The organism is Thermococcus alcaliphilus, assembly GCF_024054535.1.
Classification (GTDB): Archaea; Methanobacteriota_B; Thermococci; order Thermococcales; family Thermococcaceae; genus Thermococcus_A; species Thermococcus_A alcaliphilus.
The window spans coordinates 294,961-316,304 of record NZ_JAMXLV010000020.1; the positions used below are offsets into that span (position 1 = coordinate 294,961).

Genomic DNA, 21,344 nt, shown 5'->3' on the forward strand with positions numbered 1-21,344 from the left:
ATATGAAGTGGAAAAATATTGTAATTCACGGGATTATTTTGGTCGTGGTTATAATAGTCTTAATCCCAATCATATGGACATTTTTCACATCACTCAAAGACCCGATAGAGATCGCTCAAGGGGGGCTATTGCCCAAAGTATGGCACTGGGAAAATTATAAGCTGGCATGGGCCCAAGGTGAGTTTCCAAGAAAGTTCCTAAACAGTTTAATAGTAGCTTTCACAGTAACGCTGGGTCAGGTTATAACATCGGCAATGGCCGGATATGCCCTTGCCAGAATGGAATTCAAAGGCAAAGACCTGATATTCAGTATTGCAATAGCAACAATGCTTCTTTCAGAGCAGATAATTATTGTACCCTTGTACCTAATATTGGCAAAATTAGGATGGATCGACAGTTACAGGGGACTTGCAATTCCATGGTTTTTTAATGGATTTGGTGTGTTCTTATTCAGGCAGTTCTTTTTAACAATTCCAAGGGACATAGAAGAAGCTGCTATAGTAGATGGAGCTTCGAGATTTAGGATACTTTGGCAGATAATGCTTCCGCTAGCAACTCCTGCAGTGTTAACGCTTTCAATGTTCACGTTTATAGCAGAATGGAATTCTCTTTTCAAATGGCTAATCTTAACAAAATCTCCGGAGATAAGAAACGTACAGCTAGGCCTTATTATCTTCCAAGAGCAATTTATAGCCCAGTATCATCTCTTAACTGCCGCAACAATACTTGTATCACTTCCCTCGATACTACTGTTCCTCATCGGCCAGAGGTACTACATCAAGGGTATTGCTACAACAGGAGTTAAGGGGTGATTAATGATGAAGGTTGCCATGATAACTCCCCATGGTGACCCGCTCGGAAAGCTCGGCGAACCCGACACGGGCGGGCAATGTGTTTACGTCAAGGAGCTCAGCAAACACCTCGGAAAGCTCGGAGTTAAAGTGGACATATTCACGAGGCAGAGGGGCGGAAGAAAGGGGATAGAGCACATAAACGAGAACGTTAGGGTCATCAGGATAGAGTGCGGGCCCGAGGGATTCATCCCCAAGGAAAAGCTCATGCCGTACCTCCCGGAGTTCACGGACAGGGTCTCGGAGTACTTCGAGAGGGAAGCCTATGACGTCATTCACACCCACTACTGGGACGGCGGCTTCGTTGGGATGGAGCTCAAGAAGCGCCACGGGGCCAAAATGGTGCACACCTCCCACTCGCTCGGGATACTAAAGGCGAAGGCCTTAGGAGACTTCGAGCCCTATAAGGAGAGGATAGAGCTCGAAAAGAAGATCTACGAGACGAGCGACGCTATAGTAGCAACGACCGAGATTGAAAAGAACGACATAGCAACCCTCTACGAGATACCAAGAGAAAAAATCCACGTGATTCCCATAGGCGTGGACACAGCATTTTACAGGCCGATGGGAGAGAAGGGAGAGCTGAAGAGGGAACTCGGCCTCCCGGACGTCCCTCTGGTGTTTGCACTAGCGAGGCTCGACCCGAGGAAGGGGCTCGACCTCCTCATAAAGAGCGTCCCGTACATAAGGGAATACTACTCGGGGGACTTCCTCGTGCTCATAAGCACAGGCACCGGGGCGAAGGAAGAGGAGAAGGAGATGAACAAGCTCTTGAACCTCATCGAGAGCCTCGGGGTGAAGGAGCACGTCAAGATAATCCCCGCCATAGAGCCCATTACCATGGTTCCTAGGTACTACTCCGCGGCGGACGTCTTCGTATTGCCCTCCCCCTACGAGCCCTTCGGGATAGTCATGCTCGAGGCAATGGCATGCAAGGCCCCCATAGTCGCCACCAAGTTCGGCGGCCCGGCGGAGGTTCTCCAGGACGGATACGACGGCTTTCTCGTTGACCCGAAGGACTCAAGGGAGATGGGGAAGAAAATAGCACTACTTCTTGAGGATAATGAATTACGGAAAATCTTCGCAGAAAGGGCTTACCAAAAAGTCAGAGAAAAGTACTCGTGGAAGGTTGTTGCTAAAGAAATGCGCAGTCTCTATCAAAAGCTGTGAGGTGAAAGAGATGCTCGATGTACTTTCAATTGGAGAAGTATTGGTTGACCTGAAAATTATAGACAGTAAGCTTAGCATGCACACTGGTGGTTCTTGCCTCAATGTTGCTTTTTATGCTAGTCAGGCAGGGGCTCGTTCTTCCTTTATAGGTACCATAGGCAACGACTTCTTGGGAGATTATATAATAAGGGAACTCAACGAGCTTGAGTTTAAGCCCATGCTTTCAGTCGTCGACAGCAATACAACTTTGGTACTAATAAAGACCGAGAAAGAAAGTCCTATCCCAGTAATCTACAGAGATGCTGATAGGTTTATAACAAAAGAACAGGTAGAAAAGAACTGGAAAGACGCGAAGATTGTGCATACTTCTGCTTTTGCCCTCTCCCTTTTTCCTTCTAAAGAAGTGATTTTAGAAGTCTTAAAAGAAGCCAAGGAAAATGGGGCCCTAATCTCCATTGATCCCAACTATAGAAGGGAGATCTGGAAAAGATGGGGAGCTGATGAAAAAGCTCTGCTTGAAGCAATTTCGCTTGCGGACTTTGTTAAGCCTTCTCTTGATGATGCAAAGGAGCTCTTTGGAACCAAGGATCCAATAGATGTCTTACAAAATTTTAAGAAGCTCGGAGCAAATAATGTTATCCTCAGTATGGGCTCTAAGGGAGTCTTGGCTCTAACGGAGGATGGAAAATTTATTCAAATACCCGCCAAGAAAGTTAAGTTAGTCGATCCTACTGGTGCGGGTGATTCTCTCCTGGGAACAGTGTTGGCAAAGCTTTCACAAGGATATGACATGGAAGAAGCTATATGGTTTGGAGTAGAAGTTGCTTCGGAGGTAGTTAGTAGAGAAGGAACATTGGTAAAGGTGAGGTAATGTGGAAAGTCTGTTAGAAAAGTTAAAGAGGTTTGGATTCACAAAGTACGAAGCTTTAACATATATTACTCTCTTGGCTAATGGCCCTCTTACTGCTAGAGGAATATCTCAGTTGGCTCAAATACCCTACAATAGAACCTACGATGTTTTGACATCTCTTAAGGAAAGGGGATTTGTTGAGGAACTGGAAGGTAAGACAAGAACATTTGTTGCAGTTGAGCCCGAAATAGCTTTTCACCGCTACAGTAAGTCGCTAAGGGAGCTGATTGACGAAATTAAAAAGTTTGCCGAAGATATGAAGGTAGAGAGGAAAAAGTATGCAATATGGAGATTTTCTTCTCCAGAAGAGGCCATATTAAGCCTAAAAAACATGATGCAAGACACAAAGTTTGAATTCACATTATTAGCACCTTCTGATTTCATTTCAGGAATTAAAGACGAATTGGAGGTACTTTTAAACAGAGGAATTACTGTCTCAATATACACTAACGAAGAAGTTAGCATACCTACCAATGGAAACTTATTTGTTAGGAGAACTAACAAAACTGGACATATTATTGCTATGAATGATATCAGGGAGGTTTTAGTTTCCCCCAGCCTCGTTTTTAACGTTGGTGAGGAACTCCCCTCGGGATTCAAATCAAACTTTCCTGAGATAATTTTCTCGTATTATATCTACCTCAGGGACATTTTTGAAGAATCCACTCTTATTTCCTCCGTTTTGAAAAGAAACAAAGAGATAAAATTTGCGATATATTTTCATGCCCTCCAGACTATTGAGCAATTGTTCACTGAGGGAGTTGAATTTGATGCTGAAGTTTACACTACCTCAGGGGAGACACTCAAAGGAAAGGTGCTTGATTTTACTAGCACCAAAATAATAAACAATTTACTCTTAGACACAGGAAAAAGAAAAGTTCTTGTCGGAGGGCCATTTTCGATACTTGAGGACTATGAAGAGGTAGGAATTATCCTTTACCCAAAGAACGTTCAAACGAGTAAAGAGAGGAGGTGATTTTATGGCTGGTGTGAGGCTTGTTAACGTCTGGAAGCAGTTTGGGGAAGTCACCGCAGTCAAGAACATGAATTTAGACATTAAGGATGGCGAATTCATGATACTCCTCGGCCCAAGCGGTTGCGGTAAAACAACCACCCTGAGAATGATCTCAGGCTTAGAAGAGCCAACAAAAGGCCAAATCTACATTGGAGACAAACTCGTCGCAGATCCGGAAAAAGGAGTCTTCATCGCACCCAAGGATAGGGACATCGCCATGGTCTTCCAGAGCTACGCGCTTTACCCCCACATGACGGTTTACGACAACATTGCTTTTCCACTCAAGCTAAGAAAAGTCCCAAAGCAAGAAATCGATCAAAGAGTTAGAGAAGTCGCGGAAATGCTCGGCTTAACAGAACTACTCAAAAGAAAACCCAGGGAATTAAGCGGAGGACAGAGGCAGAGAGTAGCCCTCGGGAGGGCCATCGTGAGGAAACCCCAGGTCTTTCTCATGGACGAGCCGTTAAGCAACCTGGACGCTAAACTTAGGGTGAAAATGCGCGCCGAATTGAAAAAACTCCAGAGGCAATTAGGCGTCACGACAATTTACGTAACCCACGATCAAGTTGAAGCAATGACCATGGGCGACAGGATTGCCGTCATCAACGCTGGCGAGTTACAGCAAGTCGGTTCGCCGGATGAGGTTTATGATAAGCCCGCAAACACTTTCGTGGCAGGCTTCATCGGCTCGCCTCCGATGAACTTCATGGACGCGAGCATTACCGAAGACGGTTTCGCCGACTTTGAAGAATTCAAACTCAAGCTCCTCCCAGAGCAGGTGGAGGTTCTCAGGGAGGCCAACCTCATCGGTAAGGAAGTTATCTTCGGCATTCGCCCGGAGGATCTCTACGATGCAGTGTTTGCTCAGGTGAAGGTTCCTGGGGAGAATTTGGTTAGGGCTGTGGTTGAGATTGTGGAGAATTTGGGTAGTGAGAGGATTGTGCATTTGCGTGTTGGTGATGTGACTTTTGTTGGCTCTTTCAGGTCGGAGTCGAGAGTTAAGGAGGGTCAGGAGGTTGACGTGGTCTTCGACATGCGGAAGGCGCACGTCTTCAACAAGAAAACCGGAAAAGCAATTTTGTAACTTGGTCTGACTTTCTCAATTGAGTTTTTCTTTTTATTGTGCTTCTTGTGAAAAGGACAGAAATTATAAGTTCGCATGAGTTAGCGCTTGTTAACTTCTTTCTTTTTCAGTCTCTTAATCCTCTTCCTAAGCCAATCGTAGCTTATATCAACCCCATCCGCCTTCATGATCTTCCATAGGCTTTTGATAGGCAAGTCTGGGCACTTTTTGAAGTAGCGCTTGAGTGTCGCATCACTCAGCTTTGGAGCTCTCTCTTTCTGCTTCCTAGCCTCCCTGTCCTCCATATTCCTCCCGAGCCTGTCAATGGCAAAAACAATAACCGCGTCCATGGGGTTACTTTTGATGAAGCAAAGTAGGGCTTGAAAGACCCACCTCAAAAACAAAATTGCACTACTTCTGGGCAACTTTGTTAATGAGCCTCAAGATGTAAGTGTTCTCTTCAACGGTTGTTGCTCCCCTGTTTCTTGGGATGCCTAAGTCGATAGTAGCTCTAATCCCATGCTCCTTGAGAAAATCATGAGCCTTTGCTTTTATATTCCCATATTCACTCCTTTTTATCAGTCCATAGACCGTTGGTCCCCAGGAGCTTTGTCCATAGCCGTATGTGTTCTCATTCAGGAACTCCATGATGAGCTTAACGTCCTCCCTGAACTCTCCACCTTGATACTCTTCAAAATGCTTCCCAACCAGTTTTTGAATTTCACTCAGATACTTTCCAAACTCTTCGATGTTTCTCTCCTTTAACGCCGGCAACAGTCCCAAAAGAACTCTGTGGGAGATTTTCTCCGCTATGCTGCTTTCTCCTTTCACGCTCTGCATTATTGGTTTTTCCTCCTCCTCGTCAAAGCCCCTCTTTGCTTCCGGGATTATTAAGAGAAATCCCCACTCCTCTGGAAACTCCTCCCTGATAATTAAAGGTGAAATTTTGCCTTTAACACCACCGTCTATCACAAACCCACCGTACTTAAAAGCGTAAATTCCAGCACCAGAGTTTTTTCCCCTGCCAAGAAGATGAGCCAGATCCTCGATTTCAATCCTAAGGGAGTTAAGCCTTGCTATTCCCAATCCTACAGCAAGCGTTAGCTGAGTAGTGGAGCCTAAGCCGACGTGCCTTGGGATGGCTTTCTCAACCTCAATGAGGTAGTTAAATCCCGTTGTAAATTTCTGATTCATTCTATCAACAGCATGGCGTATTGTTTTAGTGTCCTCTTCACTTGCCCTTATTTCAAGCTTATCATGGGGCATTACCCTTATTCTGTACCCTCCCTCAAGGGCAACTCCAAGTGATCCAAATCTCCTCCCCAATGATCCGGAAGGATCTATCAAACCCAAGTGTAGCCTCTTCGGTGTCTCGATTAACATTTTCTCACCCCAAATTTTTATAGTGTGGGCATTAAAACACTTTTCGGTGAGAGCATGAAGTTTGCAGGGGTAAGTTTAGATGAGCCAAAAATTATGGGAGTTATTAACGTTTCCCCAGAAAGCTTCTATAAGGGAAGCGTTAGGCAAAATGAGGAGGAGCTGATAGAAACTGCAGTTCAAATGGTGAAGGAAGGGGCCTCTTTTATAGACATCGGGGCGAAGTCCACAGCACCGTACTTAGAAACCCAGATACCCGTAGAAGAAGAGATTAGAAGGGCAGTCTGGGCGATAAGCACCATCAGGGAGCATGTTAAAGTTCCAATAAGCATAGATACAACTAATGCAAAGGTTGCCGAGGAAGCTATCAAGGTGGGAGCGGACATCATAAACGACGTTACCGGTCTTAAAGGAGACTCAAGGATGGCAGAAGTTGCCAAGGAGTACGATGTTCCGGTGATAGTTTGTGCCCATAAAGAAGTAAAGAACTTCACAGATCCAGTTCATGAAGTCATTGATGCCCTCGAAGAGAGCCTCCAGATTGCATATAAAAACGGCATTGAAAAAGAGAGAATAGCAATTGACCCGGCAATTGGATTTCTAAGGCCTAAATATCCTCCATGGTATGAGTGGGATGCTAAGATTATCGCAAACCTGAACCTGCTAAAAGTCTTTGGGCTTCCCATCCTGGTTGGAGTATCGAGGAAGTCGTTTATAGGAGCCATAACCGGAAGAAAAGACCCGCTGGAAAGATTAGCCGGAAGTTTAAGTGCAACAGCGATAGCAGTATGGAATGGTGTTAACATTGTAAGAACCCACGACGTTAAAGAGACCCTCGATGCCGTAAAGATGGCGAACTTCATAAAAAAGTTTAGAGAGTGAGCTCCCTCACCTCGAACTTTTCCTCCTTTAAGTCTATGGTTGTGTAAAATGCCCTTCCGTTTGGAATTTCTTCAAAGGGAAGGGACGAATAGAGCTCAAAGGTTGAAGATACAATGGCAAAGAGACCTTTTTCTTCAACTTTTAAAAGGCGTGAATATCTCCTGTACAGCGGGTCTTTCTCTCTCTTCTCCACCATGTAGGCAGTTACAAACCCCCTAACCTCATCCGGAGTTATTAAAAGGGTGCCCGTGTTGAGCGTGGTCTTAACTACGGGAAGGGCAGCTTTAAATGCGCTAAGAACCTCACTTTCCTCAAATGAGGACAATTTGCTCAAAAGATATAGGCCAAATACATAGCTGTCGGAAGCGTCTTTAAGTTCTTCTTCCCTAAGCCCCGCCATTTTTATAAGTTCATCCTTTTTTAGGTCGCCGTTGTGATAAAACCAAAATGCAAAGCCCTTTGGAGACGAATAAGAAAACGGTTGAGCATTGAATAGGTTGACACTTCCTTGGCTTGCAGCTCTCGTGTGGGCCAATAAAACTCCAAAACCTTTTAAGGAGTCTAAAAGCTTTTCAACTCCTTCTTTATCCTCAAAAATGGGTTTGATCGTTTTGTAATGTTCGGCTTTGTCTTTGGACATCCAGAAGAATCCCCATCCATCTTTATGGGAGGGACTCTTACCTAATGCTACTTTATAAAGGTCATTTTCAGAGGATTTTACCAGCGCATCTACAAGGTCTTTCATCGCTTCTCCATTTCCAACTGCAAACAGCACCCTGCACATTTTATCCACCAAACTTTTTTAGGCAATACTGTTTAAAAAGATTGGAGGAGTAGAAATGATGCTGAAGCTGTTAAAAGAGAGGGCAATGGAAGCGATTGAAGAGGAATTCAAGCTGGTGGACTTTTCTTTTGCTTTACCATACACTTACGTTGTTATTGAAGGGGAAAAGGGAAAATCTATAGGGTTGGCTATGACTCTCCCAGAGGAGATTGGTGAATATAAAAATACCTTCACAGAGCCAAGCTTGGAGGAGTTTATAGAAAAGGCAGACAGCCTTAACATAATAGAAAGAACCCTTGGACTTGCGGCGATCAACGCTGTTTCTCAGTACTACTTAGAGGTGGTGGATGAAGAAAAAGATGCTATAGAGCTAATAGAAGAGGAAAAAGTTGCCGTTATAGGAAATATGCCTCCAATCGTAAAGGCGTTAAAAGATAAGAACAAAAAGGTGTTCGTGTTCGAGAGAAACCCCAAACTCTGGGACAGAGAGACCCTAAGCGATGCCCTTGAGTACGTTCTTCTCCCAGAAATGGAAGCTGTAATTGTGAGTGGCTCCGCCTTGTTAAACTGCACCCTTGATATGATACTTGAGAGGAGTAAAAGGGCAAAGAAAATCATACTCACCGGGGCAACAGCCCAAGCATTGCCGGAGTTCTTCAAGGGGACCGGAGTTACTCATCTTGCCTCTGCAAAGGTCATTGATGTTGAGAAAGCCCTTATAAACCTAAAGCTCGGAAGTTTTAGGGGATTTGGAAAGCAGAGCAAGAAATACGTTATTGAAGTCTGACAGGTGTGAGAGATGCTTGAAATCCAGAGGGCTGTAATAAGCGTTCTCAAAAAGGTTCGAGAACACAGGTTGCTCTATGAAAGGAACGAAGAGGCGGTAAAGCAGCATCTTATAGGGGAGATATTCAAAGCCTTAGGATGGAACTGGGAGAACCCAAAAGAGGTAAGACCCGAAGAGAGAACGGAAGAGGGAAGGGCTGACTATGCTCTCGTCATCAATGACAGAGTGATAGCATATTTGGAGGCCAAAAATTTAAGCGTGAACGTTTTGAGAAGTGAAAAACCCCTAAGACAGCTCGCCAAATACTGCTTTTCTCATGGAGTTAAATACGGTATCTTGACAAACGGCATACAGTGGAAAGTGGTGAAGTCCTTCGAAGAAAACTCCACTCTTGGGGATAGGGTTCTTATGAAGATAGACCTCTTTAACGAGCCTCTTGAGAAAAGCTCCTTGAAACTCAGCTTCCTCTCAAAAGAAAGGATATCCTCGCTGGAAGAACATGCCAACTACCTAAAGGCTTTTTACTGGGGTTTTGAGATGCTCAGGGCGAAAGGATACTCAAAAGATTCCCTCATTTCATACCTGCAGAGCACGATAAGGCCAAGCTTTTTCCTTCTGGAGCATCTGAACGGTGATGAAACTCCCCAAGCCCTCTACGTATACGACAATGGATGGAAAGTTGTTCCCCTAATCGAGAAGAGCATGAAAGGGGTTCTGCTTTCCCTGTTGCTATATTTAGCGGAGAAAGCAGAGAAAAAAGAAAAAACCGAATTGCTCGAAGCGTATAGGCACTTGAGGGGAGTTCCTTTGGATAGGGAGAAAATAATGTTTCTCCTTAAAGGCTTAGAAAAAGAGAAGGGCGTTAAGGTGGGAATTGAAATCTAAGGATCTTCAAAGAGCCACAATACAGCATTGGGGAATCTCCTTGCCCAGTAGTATTCGTTGTGTATGGCACCTTTTTCTTCAATTACCATTAAGTTAACTCCTTCCCTGTATCCTTTTTCCTTGAGAATTTCGACGAGCTTTTTGTTTGTCTCTATGTAGGCTTCGGGGTCTTTTCCTTCCAATGTACCCCAGTCGATGTAGATCTTCTCTGGCCCGGCTGTGGAGTTTTTAACAAACTCATAGATCTCGGGGTTAAACCAAAAGGCAGAGCTCATAGCGCCAACGTACTTAAAAACCTCTGGATACTTGAAGCCGGCATATATTGAGATGAGTCCTCCTAAGGAAGACCCCATTATTCCGGTTTCGTTTGGCAAAGTTCTGTATTTAGAGTCTATGTAAGGCTTCAATGTTTCGACAATAAAGCGTACATAGGCATCACCTTCTCCGCCTCTGCCATACCCAGAGTTCACCCAAGGAGAGTATTCATCAATTCTTTTGTCTCCACCATTGTCTATTCCAACAACAATTATTGCAAACCCCTTCTCTTTAAAGAGCCTCTCCAGAGTCTCATCTACTTGCCATTCTCCCGCAAATGAAGTTGCTTGGTCAAAGAGGTTTTGTCCATCATGCATATATAGAACCGGATATCTTCTATTGCTCTGATTGTAGTCCGGTGGGAGGTAAACCCATATCCTCCTTTCTCTGTTGCCAAGCTGGGGAATTTTCATTTTGAAGGTTATGACGTTCCCCACTATTGTATGGGTTCCCACACCAGTCTCTTCCACATAGTCCCGCCAGTGGTAGACTTTAAATTCGTACGTACCTTCTTTTTCAATCACGAGAACTCTATTGGGGATTTCTTCTCCATTTTTGCCCTTTTCTACTGTTTCCCAAGAGCCCCTTGTGAACTTGAACTCAATTTTCCTTCCCCTCTGAAAGCTTAAGGTAATCTCCCACTTACCATCTACCCTTTTCTTGAGCCTATAATCTTCATCTCCCGGATTCCAACCGTTGAAATCCCCGGCTATGTAAATAGTGTCACCCTCTGGAGTATATTCTGGAACTTCCACCACAAAAGTTACCGAAATTTCGGAATTCTCAGAGGTAGGAGAAGTTTGGGTGATAGCAGTGCTTGTTGAGGTTTCAGTATAGAATGGAGTCTCTGCACTAGGAACTTCTCGTCCTTTTTCTATACACCCCGCAAAAAACACCAAGCCCATTATGATCAGTGCTATCCTTTTCATTGCAACCACGAAGGTGTCTTATTTGTCTAAGACTATTTTAAATTTGCTGGACACTCTTGGGAATAAAACCCGGTTCTCCTTCCTTTGTAAGAGAATCCCCATACTTTCAAGGTACTCCTCCCTATTAGGAAAACTCTCCCTCTCAGAGAGTGCAGGCATAATCTTCAAAGCTTTCGACAAAAGAACAGCCTTATAGGAGCTCATCAATCCAAGGAAAATGCTTCTCCAAAAATTATAAATTCCCCAAGAAGAACTCAAAATGAGGGAGGGCAATGATAAAGAACAAGCTAATTGTGGTCACTGGAGGGGCAGGGTTCATAGGCTCCCACATAGCTGAAGAGCTCAGCAAAGAGAACGAGGTGATAGTGATAGACAACCTCTATTCAGGCAAAGCCGAGAACGTCCCTTCAAATGCAAAGTTCATTCAGGCTGATATAAGGGACTACCAAAGCATAGCCGAGCTAATTTCTCAAGCGGATTACGTTTTTCATGAAGCTGCTTTGGTTAGCGTTGTTGAGAGTGTAGAGAAGCCAATTCTCACGGAGGAGATAAACGTTCTCGGCACTTTAAACATCCTAAAAGCCCTGAGTGAGGGGCATGGAAAATTGATCTTTGCTTCCTCCGCGGCTGTTTATGGAGACAACCAGAACCTTCCCCTCAAAGAGAGCGAAACTCCCAAGCCTCAATCTCCCTACGGTGTGACAAAGGTAGCTGGGGAATACTACTGCAGGGTCTTTTACGAGCTTTATGGGGTTCCAACTGTAAGTTTGAGGTACTTCAACGTTTTTGGAGAAAGGCAAGGTTACAATCAATATGCGGGTGTAATAAGCATCTTCATAAACAGAGCTCTTAAAGGGGAACCCCTAATAATATACGGTGACGGAAAGCAAACGAGGGACTTCATTTACGTTAAAGATGTTGTAAAGGCAAATATCCTTGTAGCTAAGAGCAGTAAAGCAAACGGAAAGGTCTTCAACGTTGCGAGGGGAGAGAGAACAACAATCCTTGAACTTGCGCTCAAGATCATCGACACCACAAATTCTCCGAGCTCAATCATCTTTGACAAACCAAGACCCGGGGATATAAGGCACAGCCAGGCAGATATAACTGAAATAAAGAAGCTCGGCTTTGAGCCGGAGTATTCACTTGAAGAGGGACTATTGAGGACAATCGAGTGGTATAAGCACAGGTGAATGGTGTGCGGTTGCTCATCCTTAAAGGGAACACCAGAATTTTTTGGCTTATGCTAATAATCGGATTGACAATTAGTATCCCAACACTTGTTGCAATTCTTATCATTAATCCCCCTCTCAGAGTAAAAGTTGGGGTAAGTGCTTTCATTGGCCTGTGGTTTGGGCTTACTCTTTTTGCATTCTACCGAACAAAGAGAAGCCTCAAAAAAGTTGAAGAGTTAGAAAGGCTTATTTCCGTTATTGGAGATGAGATTGGGTTTTCCACTCCCGTACAAGCTGAGGTTGGATACTTCTATGCGAGCGGCTATTGGAGCTCAAGTGGAAAAAGCAGAAGCTACCACGTTTTTAGAAGCTTCGTGAAGGAATCGAAAACCACTTTAAGTTCCTTAAAGCTTGAAAACAAGCCTTTCCTTCTTGCAATTGCCCAGGATGGGGAAGGCGAAGTTCGTCTTCCAGGGGTTAGGATTTTGAATGAGACACTCCAGGGAGCCCTCATACTGTATGCAAAGCCTTCCTACAAATTCAGCTTCCCAGCTGAAAGCTTCAGTGTTTCCCATGAAGAAGACTTTGCCGAGGTCAGAATAGAAGAGACAGAAAACGGATTTAGGGTTTCGGTAAGCGCAAACCTCTCAAAGGCAAAAAGAGCTAAAGTGGAGCTAATTTCAAGAGGAAAAAGAACCGTTAAAGAGCTCATCGGCGATACAGAAAACATTGGAGTTTTTGAAAAAGAATTTCTAAACGAGCCTTTGATGATAGTGGGGCACTATGACCAGATAAGCCCTTTGGAAATCTTAAAGGCTGGGAAATTTGGGAGAATAATATCTGGACATGGAAAGTTCATCCTCAGGTTAGCGCTGGATGTTCCCTTTAGGCCAGATATAAAAGAAGAAATTGAGTTTGAGGTTATCCCAAAGGAAGAGACTACTTCTTGGGGACTTTGAAGCTCATCGCCTGCTTTTGCTGTAGCTGCTGGGCTTTTTGAGCTAATTCTTGAAGCTTGTGTTCCAGCTGGTGTAATGCTTCTTGGGTCTTTGCAATGGCACTTTCGTACTCCTTGATCCTCTCTTCAAGATATACTATTGCATCATCAATGCTCTTCTCGATTGCATATCCGGAACCAACGCTAACTATAGCATTGTTTTTGTCTTCTATCCTTCCCTTTAAGAACGAACCAGCCCCTATTGGAACGAGAATCTCAGGCTTCTCTTCTTCAACATTTTTTAGCCCTTCAAGGGTCTCTTTTACGGCCTGGAACTCATTCTTACCAAGGGTTAAGAGCTCAAGGTTTTGGGCCAAAAGCTGTGCCTGGGCTTGTAAAAGCTGATACTCATAAGCCAATCTCTCAAGCTGTTCTCTGTTTTCCATTTCCATCACCAAAAAAGAGTAACTGGAGAAGTTTTTAAGAATGTTGGTTAAAAAATAAAGTGTCAAGCAAGCTCTAAGCTGAGTCTTCTAACTATTGGGTTTTCGGCCTCTTCTGGCTTTATCTCTTCAACGCTCTCTATGTATATCTTTGATCTCTTAACACGGTGCTTGCTTCCAATCTCTGAAAGGACAAGTTCCTTAATGTCTTCTGGCTTTAAAGCCCTGTACTCCTTGGTGAACTTGAACTTCCTTCCGTTCTTTTCAAAGACTCCCCTAACTCTGAACACCTTAACCTCCATTACCCATCACCCCAAAAAGCCTAATGCTTCTTCAATCTTAACTATCTCAGGACCAGTTGTGAGGTGCCCAACTACAACACCAAAGGAATTTGCAATCATGCATGAACCCACAAAGGGAACACCCATATTGGCAGTTCCCACATAAAAATCAACTTTGAAGAGGTCTTCAAGCCACTCAAGTTCTTCATCAGTTGCTTCGGGGTGAACAAGACCGCCTTTATTCGTAACAACCCCGACACTTCCAACTGCATGGTAGTTGGCTATTATCCCCCTCTCAACTTCGACACCAAAGATATCCTCAAACTGCTTCGCTTCTTCCCTTGTAAACTTTGAGCTTATCAAAGCAGCTTTATCGTTCACAAGTATAAGGTTTCCAAAGGCGGTGAGCTTGCTTAAAACGGGTTCGACCCTAACATCCAGACCGTTCTCTTCTAGGGAAGTTTTAATTTTCTCAAGCTCGGAGTCCCAGATGTAGTAGGGAACCACTACAGCACTTGAATTTGCAGCGGCGAATATTCCAACTATTCTTGACTTCATTATGCTCGTTTCAATAACAGGAACCTTTAGAACTTCCCTGAGGACGTTAAGCTTCTTCTCCTGAAGCCCTTCTCTAACTAGGGCAAACTTATCAGTGGCTAAGCCAAACACCCCAAGATATGGCGAGTTTTCAAAGTCCAGTCTTTCAATGTGCATTTCCACACCTCGGTTTTCCCCTCATTGGAAAAAATTAGGAATCAAGCAAGGTGGACTTCAGCCACCTTAACGCCTTCCTTCTCTTCGATGGTTACCTTGACACGGAGCTTGCTTGGTGGCTTCTCGATGCCTCTCTCCCAGATCTTTTCGTTAACATCTGTGCCTATTATGACCTCATCTGCCTTTGTGTGTCTGGCTATGAACTCTCTAACAAAGCGAGCGGCTCTTGGTGCTCTTTTCCATCTTGGGACGATTTTCTTGACCTTTCTAATAGGAACAACGTAAATTCTCTCTTCCGCCATCTCACATCACTCCTTAAGCTTGGTTCTCCTCCAGTATCTCCTCTTGGGGTGAGTCAAAACCTTCCTGTTGGTTTTCACAATAACCCAAACAGGTACTCTCCTATTTTGCTTAGCTGCCTTTGCCAAGCGGAGCTTCTTTGCCAACGGTTTGTTTCTTGCCATTCTTAACCCCTCCTTAAGTTGTGAACGTGAAAAGCCCAACTAATGCCCGATTAGTAAAGCCTTATTTAAATTTTTGCTTTCACTCACATTCAAAGATTAGGGGTTAAAAAGCTTTTCATTCGAATAGGCAAGAAAAAGAAGAAAAGGTCACCCTATCTGGAAGGCTGTACTCCTAAGCTCTCCCCTCTCAAAGCGGTGTGGGTCATACCACTCCCAGTCAAGTGGCACGTGAGTTTTTCCTTTAACAATCAGCTCTGCCATTGCTTCTCCCACTCCTGGAGCCATCATGAAGCCGTGTCCGCTGAAACCAGCTGCAATGTAGAATCCATCTATGGAGTTAACCTTTCCTATAGCTGGATTACTGTCCGGAGTTTTTGCATAGTGTCCTGCCCACTGCCTCAACACGTGAACGTATTTTAACGCTGGGATTATTCTCGTTGCCCATTTGAGCACTTCCCTCAAGAAGTCATACGTTGGAGTTACATCGTATGTTGGGCCATGCTCTAGTCCAGTTCCACAAATTACTCCACCATCTTCCCCATCTTGAATTACGTAGGAGTCGTTCCATGCTGGTGGACATACAAGCGGTTCAATCTGCCCTTCTTTAAGTGGTTCCGTTTTGACAAGCTGGTGCTTATAGGGCTTTATCGGGATGAACTCCCTATCCAGTCCAGCCATCTCGTTTATTATCGGCGCCCAAGCGTTTGCAGCGTTAACAACAATGTCAGCTTTTATAGTCCCCATGTTTGTTTTCACTCCTTTGATCTCGTTGTTTTCCACGATAATGTCAGTTACCTCGGTATATTCATAAATCTCAGCCCCGAGCTCTTTGGCTTTCCTTGCAAAGGCAAAGACCGTTTTGAAGGGATTCGCCTTCCCATCGGTTGGATTCCACTGCCCAGCCAAGAATTCATCTGCATTTAAAAGAGGGACTATTTCTTTCGCTTCTTCTGGGGTTATAAGCCTTGTTGGAACGCCAAACTTGTTGTGAAGCTTTATGTTTTGTTTAAACGCTTCAACTTCCTCTTCAGTTGTTGCGAGGAAGAGATATCCAGTCTGCTTGAAGTTTACGTCATATTCAAGCTCTTCGCTGAGCTTTTTCCACTTTTCAACGCTGTATCTCATGAGCTTTATGTTTGCCTCATCGGTAAACTGCTGCCTGATTCCAGTTGCGCACCTAAACGTTGAGCCATTTCCGAGGTAGCCCTTCTCAAGGAGAACAACATCAACACCAAGCTTTGCTAGGTGGTAGGCTATAGAAGTCCCTGTGCTTCCTCCGCCTATGACAACTACCTCCGCTTTACTCTTCATTCATATCACCCACCAGAACTCCCGCCGGAACTGGTCTAATTGGAATCCTAGTTGCGGGGAGCTTTATCTCATCCGGACTCTTTCCGGTTTTTCTTGCTATTATGCTGATCACCATTGGAAGACACGTTCTTCCCTGACAAGGCCCCATACCAATTCTCAAAAGACGTTTTATCATCTCTATGTCTGTAACCCCCTGCTCAATTAGCGCCTCAATTTCTTCAACGGTTACTTCATTACATCTGCATATTATCCTCTCACCCTTTTCACTCATTCTCTCACCACCTTAACAGCCCTAACATCCCAAGCCAGCTCTATGGGCATCTCAACGGTTATAATTGGTGTATCCCCCTTGCTTTTCTCCCTCGGAATTACTGTGACCACTTTGCCTTCTCCTACTTCCTCTCCGACTCTGTTGAGAAGAACCACTTTTTCGCCCACCTTTGGAACTGGGAGAATCTCGTGAGGCATTGTTACCCTTGCTTTGTCTCCAATGTAGTGCACCATGAAAAACGCCAGTCCCGGGCAAATCTGCACGCACAGAGAACAGCCGATGCACTTTTCATAATCAACGATTGGAACGGCATTTGGATGTTCCATGAGAACCGCATTGGTCGGGCATATCTCTTTACACGGTGTACACGGAATTTCTTGAGGGCACTCGGGAACGGCTACAGGTCTTTGTCTCAATCTCTCTTCGCTTGGCAAACCAACGTACTTTTTCAGCTCTTCAACGCTTAGATAGCCTTCCCTTAGGTATTTGGGGAGTTCGCTCATTCTACCACCACCTTCTTAAGGCCTTCAAGAACCTTTCTTCCAAATGGCCCGCTCCTGAACTCTTCAAGCTCTTTCTGGGCTTTCTCTATCTCCTTAAGCCATTCTGGAGATGCAACTCCCGCAGCTAAAGCAGCTCCAATTCCGGCTATCTTTCCTTCAAGCATTGCGGTTGTGGCCTCTTCAATACCTGCCGAATCACCAGCAACAAAAATACCCTTCACCGTTGTCTCCATCCTCGAGTCCCTAATCACAACGTGACCACCAAGCTCTGGAACGTACTTTATCTGACATCCAACTTGGTGAAGAAGCTCTATACTCGGCCTCAATCCAACGGCTAAGGCTATTACATCAACTTCAAAGACTTTCTCAGTTCCCGGAATAACGTTCCAATTCTCATCGAGCTGAGCAACAACCGCTCTTTCAACTTTTTCTTTGCCCTCTGCTCTTAGGATTGTATGCCTTGTGAGTATTGGAATGCCTAGTCTCCTAACTTTGGCTGCATGAACGAAATAGCCTCCTATCTTTGGCATTGCTTCAACTATCGCCTCAACTTTCACTCCCGCTTGGTAGAGCTGGTATGCTAGAATTAGTCCCACGTTGCCAGCTCCTACTATCAAAACTCTATCTCCCGGCTTTACTCCATAAGTGTTCATTAGGGTTTGAATCGCACCAGCTCCATAAACTCCTGGCAAATCGTTGTTCTCAAAGGGAATCATCCTTTCCATTGCTCCCGTTGCGACAACAACAGTCTTCCCTTTGAATTCTATCAGCTCCTTGTTCTTTTTAACTCCAACAACGAGCTTCTCCTCTCCATTTTGTAAAAGCATTATTGCGGAGGTTTCCAAGAAAATTTCAATGTTTCTTCTCTTGAGCTCTTCGCTTAATATTTCGGCAATTTTTATTCCCCTAACTCCAGCAAACTGTTCTCTCTTACCAAAGAACTTGTGGGTCTGCTTAACCAATTGTCCTCCGAGCATCGGGTTTTCATCTAAGAGAACAACCTTTGCCCCAGCATCTCTCGCATGTATAGCGGCCATCATTCCGGCTGGACCACCGCCAATCACAATCACGTCTGCCTCTATTCTCGGCGGTTCTTTCCACTTGGGGGGCTTTGTGGTTTTAGGCAAGGCAGGCTTTTCTTCTTGCCTCTCTATTTGCATGCCTTCTTCAACAAGTGTTATACAAGTCCTTACGTTTGGGATACCGTTTACCTTCATTAGGCATGAGGAACACTTCCCAATTGCACAGAAAAGCCCCCTTGGCCTGTGCTTCTTCGTGGAGTGCTGGAAAGTCCTTATACCCGCAGCATGGAGAGCCATTGCAATTGTTTCGCCTTCGTAGGCTTTTATCGGCTTTCCTTCAAAATAAATTGTAATCTCTTTTCCGCGTACTCTTTCAAAATTTAAAATAGGATGTTCAGTGAGTCGCATAATATTTCACCAATGTAAAATTGAGAAGAAATATTTATGAGTATTTTTTCATAAAAACGTTTTCCACCTTTGGTTGTAGGGAAAAAACAAAAGAAGCATAAGACAGATTAACCCATTTGCAGAGCTTTACCCCTTAGTTCACCTCTTTCAAAGCGATAGGGGTCATACCACTCAATTGGGAGTTTGCTTTTTCCTTTTGTTATTAAATCCGAGAGCATTTCCGCAACTGCTGGAGCCATCATGAAGCCGTGGCCACTAAAACCAGCCGCAATGTAGTATTCATCTATTTCATTTATCCTTCCAATTGCAGGGTTGCTATCTGGGGTCTTTGCGTAGTAGCCTGCCCACGTCCTCAATATAAGGAGCTCTCTCAAGGCTGGGATTATCTTAGTAAAGTAATAGCTCACTTCCTTCATGAACTGATAGCTTGGATTAAGGTCATATGTGGGACCAACTTCGTATCCGACGCCACCGACGATTCCTCCGTGATTCGTTTGGGTTAAATACGCGTGACCGTATTTAAAGGATATTACCATGGGTTTCACTGCTCCCTCTTTTATTGGCTGAGTTATAACCGCCTGGTGTTTGTATGGCTCAATAGGGATATGCACCGGTACTTTAGCCATTGCGTTTATTAGCTTAGCCCATGCGTTTGTGGCATTTACGACGATTCCTGTATTAACAACGCCACGATTTGTTTTCACGCCCTTAATTTCCCCATTTTCAACTATGATCTCCTTGACTTCCGTGTACTCGTATAACTTTGCCCCCATCTCCTCGGCATGAAGTGCAAATGCAGTGGTCGAATGGAACGGATCAGCTTTTCCATCCGTGGGGTTCCAAGATGCGGCAACTACTTCACTTATATCTAAAAGGGGCACTATCTCTTTCGCCTCTTCTGGAGTTATGAGCCTCGTAGGAACACCGAAACGATTCTGAATTGATATGTTCTTTTTGAATTCCTCTACCTCCTCGTCATCATATAGCAAGAAAAGGTATCCCGTTTGCTCAAATGAAAAGCCATATTCCTTGCTGTATTTTTCCCAAAGTTCAACCGAACGCTTCATTACTTGCACGTTAGCTTCATCGTTAAACTGCTGTCTTATTCCAGTACCGCAGCGGAAAGTCGAACCAGAACCTATAAAGCGCTTCTCAAGAACTATAACTTCCTCTCCTCTTTTTGCGAGTTCATGAGCCAAAGTAACCCCTACAATCCCGCCACCAATAATGACAATTTCACTCTTATTTGGAAGCTCTTTATGCGGCATTTTCATCACTCCCTTACAGCGGTAACTTTCATTCTAACATTCTTAAGCGGGGGTCTTGCAACGGGAAGGTCTATTTTAGCCATATCTATTCCGGTTCTCTGGCTAACAAGCAGTGCACCATTGAATAAGCAGAATCTTCCTTGGCAGAATCCCATTGCCAAGTGGGTAAGGCGCTTCACGATCTGCAAATCAGTTATTCCCTTCTTTACTACATCGTCAACTTTCTTTAGGTTGACATCACAGCCGCATATTTGGACATCCTCTAGGTTCATGTCCTTGAACTCTATCCTCTGCATGGGCATTGGCTCGGGCTCATATTCCTCAAGCTTTTCTCTGTAAACTGCTGGAGTGGCCTCGTAGCCAAATTCCCTTAGGATGTAAGCCCCTACAAGTTTACCCTCCAGATAATTGGCATAGTGGGGCTTTATTCCATTTGCACTTCCCGCAACATATATCCCATCTCTTATGCGGTTTTGTTCATCAAGAACCGGGACATAGTAGCCCCATTTGAATTTGAGCTTTCCTCCTGCTTGAGTGATTGGGTTTATATCGGGCAAGCGGTAATCGCTCACAATGACTGCATCAACTTCATACACATTGCCGTTGGTATCTATAAGCCTCTCAACTTTCTCTTCCCCTTCAACGCGCTTTGGATTTGGCACTACAATGTACTCAATGTTCCATTTCTCAAGCTCTGGTATTATTCTCTCGGGCTTTCTTCCAACGACGGCAACTCTCTTACCAGGAGCAACTCCCCACTTGTTTATAACCTCAAGAGCAAAGTCGAGCCTAAAGATACCCGGAAACTCGTTGTTCTCAAAGAGAAGAATATTTTCCACAGCCCCAGTAGCTAATACAACCCTCTTCGCCATTATTTCTATCAGCTGATCTTTTTTGACTACGGGAACCAAGAAGTATTCCCCTTCATCAAAAACCCCAAGAGCTATTGTACCCTTGAAGACCTTAACGTTCTCGTTGAATTGAGAGGTCAGTTCCTTGATGACCTTCTTGGGTTCTCCCCCAAATCCTTCCTGCTGGGTGCTCTTTAGGGACATTAAGCCCCCAAGCCATCCCCTCTCTTCGATTAGGGCAACTGTTAGATAATCCTGAAGCTCCAAAGCTGCACCTATTCCAGCAATTCCTCCGCCTATTATAGCGACGTCAACAACCTCCCTGAGAACTCCCTTACTTTCGTCTATTTCCACAGTTTCTTGAAATTCCCCGTAGTTCTGCCTCTCTATTCTCATTCCATCCTTAACGAGGGTTTTTCTTCCATCCATGTTTTTGATGCCATTTACAATGACCGGCAACGGGCCAAAAGTGAATGCACCCCTTTTCCTTCCCTGAAGACTGGTCGTTATCCAGTAAATGCCGTTTGCAAGCAGTGCAACTGGAAGTTTTTCTCCTTCATATGCTTCCAGAGCTTTGCCCTCAAAATATATAGTGACTTTCTTAGAAGCGTCTTTCTCATACAGATCCAGCGGGCGCATAGGATCACCTTCCCAGTTAGTTTCATACCTATAAAACACAGAGAATCTTATAAACTTTAATGAAAAAACCAAAGGTTTTAAACAAA

At 44.3% G+C, this 21,344-nt stretch carries 25 protein-coding genes; 10 read left to right on the forward strand and 15 right to left on the reverse strand.

What is annotated here, in order from left to right:
- Window positions 1-2 precede the first annotated feature (2 nt).
- The 5 genes from NF859_RS06275 to NF859_RS06295 are packed head-to-tail and all read left to right on the forward strand — an operon-like array spanning window position 3 to window position 5,030.
- Entirely contained in the window at window positions 3-812 is an 810-nt protein-coding gene (locus NF859_RS06275; protein ID WP_252743485.1) for a carbohydrate ABC transporter permease, read from the forward strand.
- Between the two features lie 6 nt (window positions 813-818).
- Window positions 819-2,021: a glycosyltransferase gene (locus NF859_RS06280; protein WP_252743486.1), complete on the forward strand. Its 1,203-nt coding sequence runs from the start codon at window positions 819-821 to the stop codon at window positions 2,019-2,021.
- 10 nt (window positions 2,022-2,031) lie between these two features.
- Complete coding sequence (locus NF859_RS06285; RefSeq protein ID WP_252743487.1) at window positions 2,032-2,892, forward strand: carbohydrate kinase family protein; 861 nt, start codon at window positions 2,032-2,034, stop codon at window positions 2,890-2,892.
- Between the two features lies 1 nt (window position 2,893).
- Window positions 2,894-3,907: a TrmB family transcriptional regulator gene (locus NF859_RS06290; protein ID WP_252743488.1), complete on the forward strand. Its 1,014-nt coding sequence runs from the start codon at window positions 2,894-2,896 to the stop codon at window positions 3,905-3,907.
- A 4-nt stretch (window positions 3,908-3,911) separates the two neighbouring features.
- Window positions 3,912-5,030 carry an ABC transporter ATP-binding protein gene (locus NF859_RS06295; RefSeq protein ID WP_252743489.1) on the forward strand — a complete coding sequence of 373 codons (1,119 nt, stop codon included), beginning with the start codon at window positions 3,912-3,914 and terminating at the stop codon, window positions 5,028-5,030.
- Window positions 5,031-5,110: 80 nt separating this feature from the next.
- Here NF859_RS06295 and NF859_RS06300 read toward each other — a convergent pair whose 3' ends face one another.
- The gene (locus NF859_RS06300) at window positions 5,111-5,359 is read right to left on the reverse strand and encodes a hypothetical protein (protein ID WP_252743490.1); all 249 of its coding nucleotides are present in this window, start codon (window positions 5,357-5,359) and stop codon (window positions 5,111-5,113) included.
- Between the two features lie 61 nt (window positions 5,360-5,420).
- On the reverse strand, window positions 5,421-6,392 hold the full coding sequence (locus NF859_RS06305) for a beta-ribofuranosylaminobenzene 5'-phosphate synthase family protein (RefSeq protein WP_252743491.1): 972 nt from the start codon (window positions 6,390-6,392) through the stop codon (window positions 5,421-5,423).
- Window positions 6,393-6,446: 54 nt separating this feature from the next.
- Here NF859_RS06305 and folP point away from each other — a divergent pair, with 54 nt between their 5' ends.
- Window positions 6,447-7,271 (forward strand): dihydropteroate synthase, encoded by an 825-nt coding sequence (folP, locus tag NF859_RS06310; RefSeq protein ID WP_252743492.1) that lies wholly within the window; start codon window positions 6,447-6,449, stop codon window positions 7,269-7,271.
- On the opposite strand, the gene NF859_RS06315 is transcribed toward folP, so the two are convergent.
- Entirely contained in the window at window positions 7,261-8,055 is a 795-nt protein-coding gene (locus NF859_RS06315; RefSeq protein WP_252743530.1) for a class II glutamine amidotransferase, read from the reverse strand. The two genes, folP and NF859_RS06315, sit on opposite strands and share 11 nt — an antisense overlap.
- A 55-nt stretch (window positions 8,056-8,110) precedes the next feature.
- On the opposite strand from NF859_RS06315, the gene NF859_RS06320 reads away from it, so the two are divergent.
- Window positions 8,111-8,842, forward strand: coding sequence for a Rossmann-like domain-containing protein (locus tag NF859_RS06320; RefSeq protein ID WP_252743493.1), 732 nt, complete (start codon window positions 8,111-8,113; stop codon window positions 8,840-8,842).
- 12 nt (window positions 8,843-8,854) lie between these two features.
- The gene (locus NF859_RS06325) at window positions 8,855-9,727 is read left to right on the forward strand and encodes a type I restriction endonuclease (protein ID WP_252743494.1); all 873 of its coding nucleotides are present in this window, start codon (window positions 8,855-8,857) and stop codon (window positions 9,725-9,727) included.
- Here the strand turns inward: NF859_RS06325 and NF859_RS06330 are convergent.
- Window positions 9,724-10,971, reverse strand: a complete 1,248-nt coding sequence (locus tag NF859_RS06330) for an alpha/beta hydrolase-fold protein (protein ID WP_252743531.1) — start codon at window positions 10,969-10,971, stop codon at window positions 9,724-9,726. The genes NF859_RS06325 and NF859_RS06330 overlap by 4 nt on opposite strands.
- A 272-nt stretch (window positions 10,972-11,243) precedes the next feature.
- On the opposite strand from NF859_RS06330, the gene NF859_RS06335 reads away from it, so the two are divergent.
- The gene (locus tag NF859_RS06335) at window positions 11,244-12,164 is read left to right on the forward strand and encodes an SDR family oxidoreductase (RefSeq protein WP_252743495.1); all 921 of its coding nucleotides are present in this window, start codon (window positions 11,244-11,246) and stop codon (window positions 12,162-12,164) included.
- A gap of 5 nt (window positions 12,165-12,169) precedes the next feature.
- Window positions 12,170-13,105 carry a hypothetical protein gene (locus NF859_RS06340; RefSeq protein WP_252743496.1) on the forward strand — a complete coding sequence of 312 codons (936 nt, stop codon included), beginning with the start codon at window positions 12,170-12,172 and terminating at the stop codon, window positions 13,103-13,105.
- Here the strand turns inward: NF859_RS06340 and pfdA are convergent.
- The 11 genes from pfdA to NF859_RS06395 all read right to left on the reverse strand — a co-directional run bounded on the left by pfdA (window position 13,086) and on the right by NF859_RS06395 (window position 21,258).
- A complete protein-coding gene (pfdA, locus tag NF859_RS06345) occupies window positions 13,086-13,529 on the reverse strand; it encodes a prefoldin subunit alpha (protein ID WP_252743532.1) in 444 nt (147 codons plus the stop codon). The two genes, NF859_RS06340 and pfdA, sit on opposite strands and share 20 nt — an antisense overlap.
- Window positions 13,530-13,591: 62 nt before the next feature.
- Complete coding sequence (rpl18a, locus tag NF859_RS06350; protein ID WP_004067919.1) at window positions 13,592-13,828, reverse strand: 50S ribosomal protein L18Ae; 237 nt, start codon at window positions 13,826-13,828, stop codon at window positions 13,592-13,594.
- A 6-nt stretch (window positions 13,829-13,834) separates the two neighbouring features.
- Entirely contained in the window at window positions 13,835-14,521 is a 687-nt protein-coding gene (locus NF859_RS06355) for a translation initiation factor IF-6 (protein WP_004067920.1), read from the reverse strand.
- Between the two features lie 41 nt (window positions 14,522-14,562).
- Window positions 14,563-14,823 (reverse strand): 50S ribosomal protein L31e, encoded by a 261-nt coding sequence (locus tag NF859_RS06360; RefSeq protein ID WP_252743497.1) that lies wholly within the window; start codon window positions 14,821-14,823, stop codon window positions 14,563-14,565.
- Between the two features lie 6 nt (window positions 14,824-14,829).
- Window positions 14,830-14,985: a 50S ribosomal protein L39e gene (locus tag NF859_RS06365; RefSeq protein ID WP_042700928.1), complete on the reverse strand. Its 156-nt coding sequence runs from the start codon at window positions 14,983-14,985 to the stop codon at window positions 14,830-14,832.
- Between the two features lie 147 nt (window positions 14,986-15,132).
- Window positions 15,133-16,296, reverse strand: a complete 1,164-nt coding sequence (locus tag NF859_RS06370; RefSeq protein WP_252743498.1) for an NAD(P)/FAD-dependent oxidoreductase — start codon at window positions 16,294-16,296, stop codon at window positions 15,133-15,135.
- Window positions 16,286-16,567, reverse strand: coding sequence for a (2Fe-2S)-binding protein (locus tag NF859_RS06375; RefSeq protein ID WP_252743499.1), 282 nt, complete (start codon window positions 16,565-16,567; stop codon window positions 16,286-16,288). Before NF859_RS06375 ends, NF859_RS06370 begins: the two co-directional genes overlap by 11 nt.
- Window positions 16,564-17,070, reverse strand: coding sequence for a 4Fe-4S binding protein (locus tag NF859_RS06380; protein ID WP_252743500.1), 507 nt, complete (start codon window positions 17,068-17,070; stop codon window positions 16,564-16,566). The genes NF859_RS06375 and NF859_RS06380 overlap by 4 nt, the downstream gene beginning before the upstream one ends.
- Window positions 17,067-18,500 (reverse strand): FAD-dependent oxidoreductase, encoded by a 1,434-nt coding sequence (locus NF859_RS06385; protein WP_252743501.1) that lies wholly within the window; start codon window positions 18,498-18,500, stop codon window positions 17,067-17,069. The genes NF859_RS06380 and NF859_RS06385 overlap by 4 nt, the downstream gene beginning before the upstream one ends.
- 107 nt (window positions 18,501-18,607) lie before the next feature.
- Window positions 18,608-19,768: an NAD(P)/FAD-dependent oxidoreductase gene (locus NF859_RS06390; protein WP_252743502.1), complete on the reverse strand. Its 1,161-nt coding sequence runs from the start codon at window positions 19,766-19,768 to the stop codon at window positions 18,608-18,610.
- A 5-nt stretch (window positions 19,769-19,773) separates the two neighbouring features.
- Window positions 19,774-21,258 (reverse strand): FAD-dependent oxidoreductase, encoded by a 1,485-nt coding sequence (locus NF859_RS06395; RefSeq protein WP_252743503.1) that lies wholly within the window; start codon window positions 21,256-21,258, stop codon window positions 19,774-19,776.
- Between the last annotated feature and the right edge of the window lie 86 nt (window positions 21,259-21,344).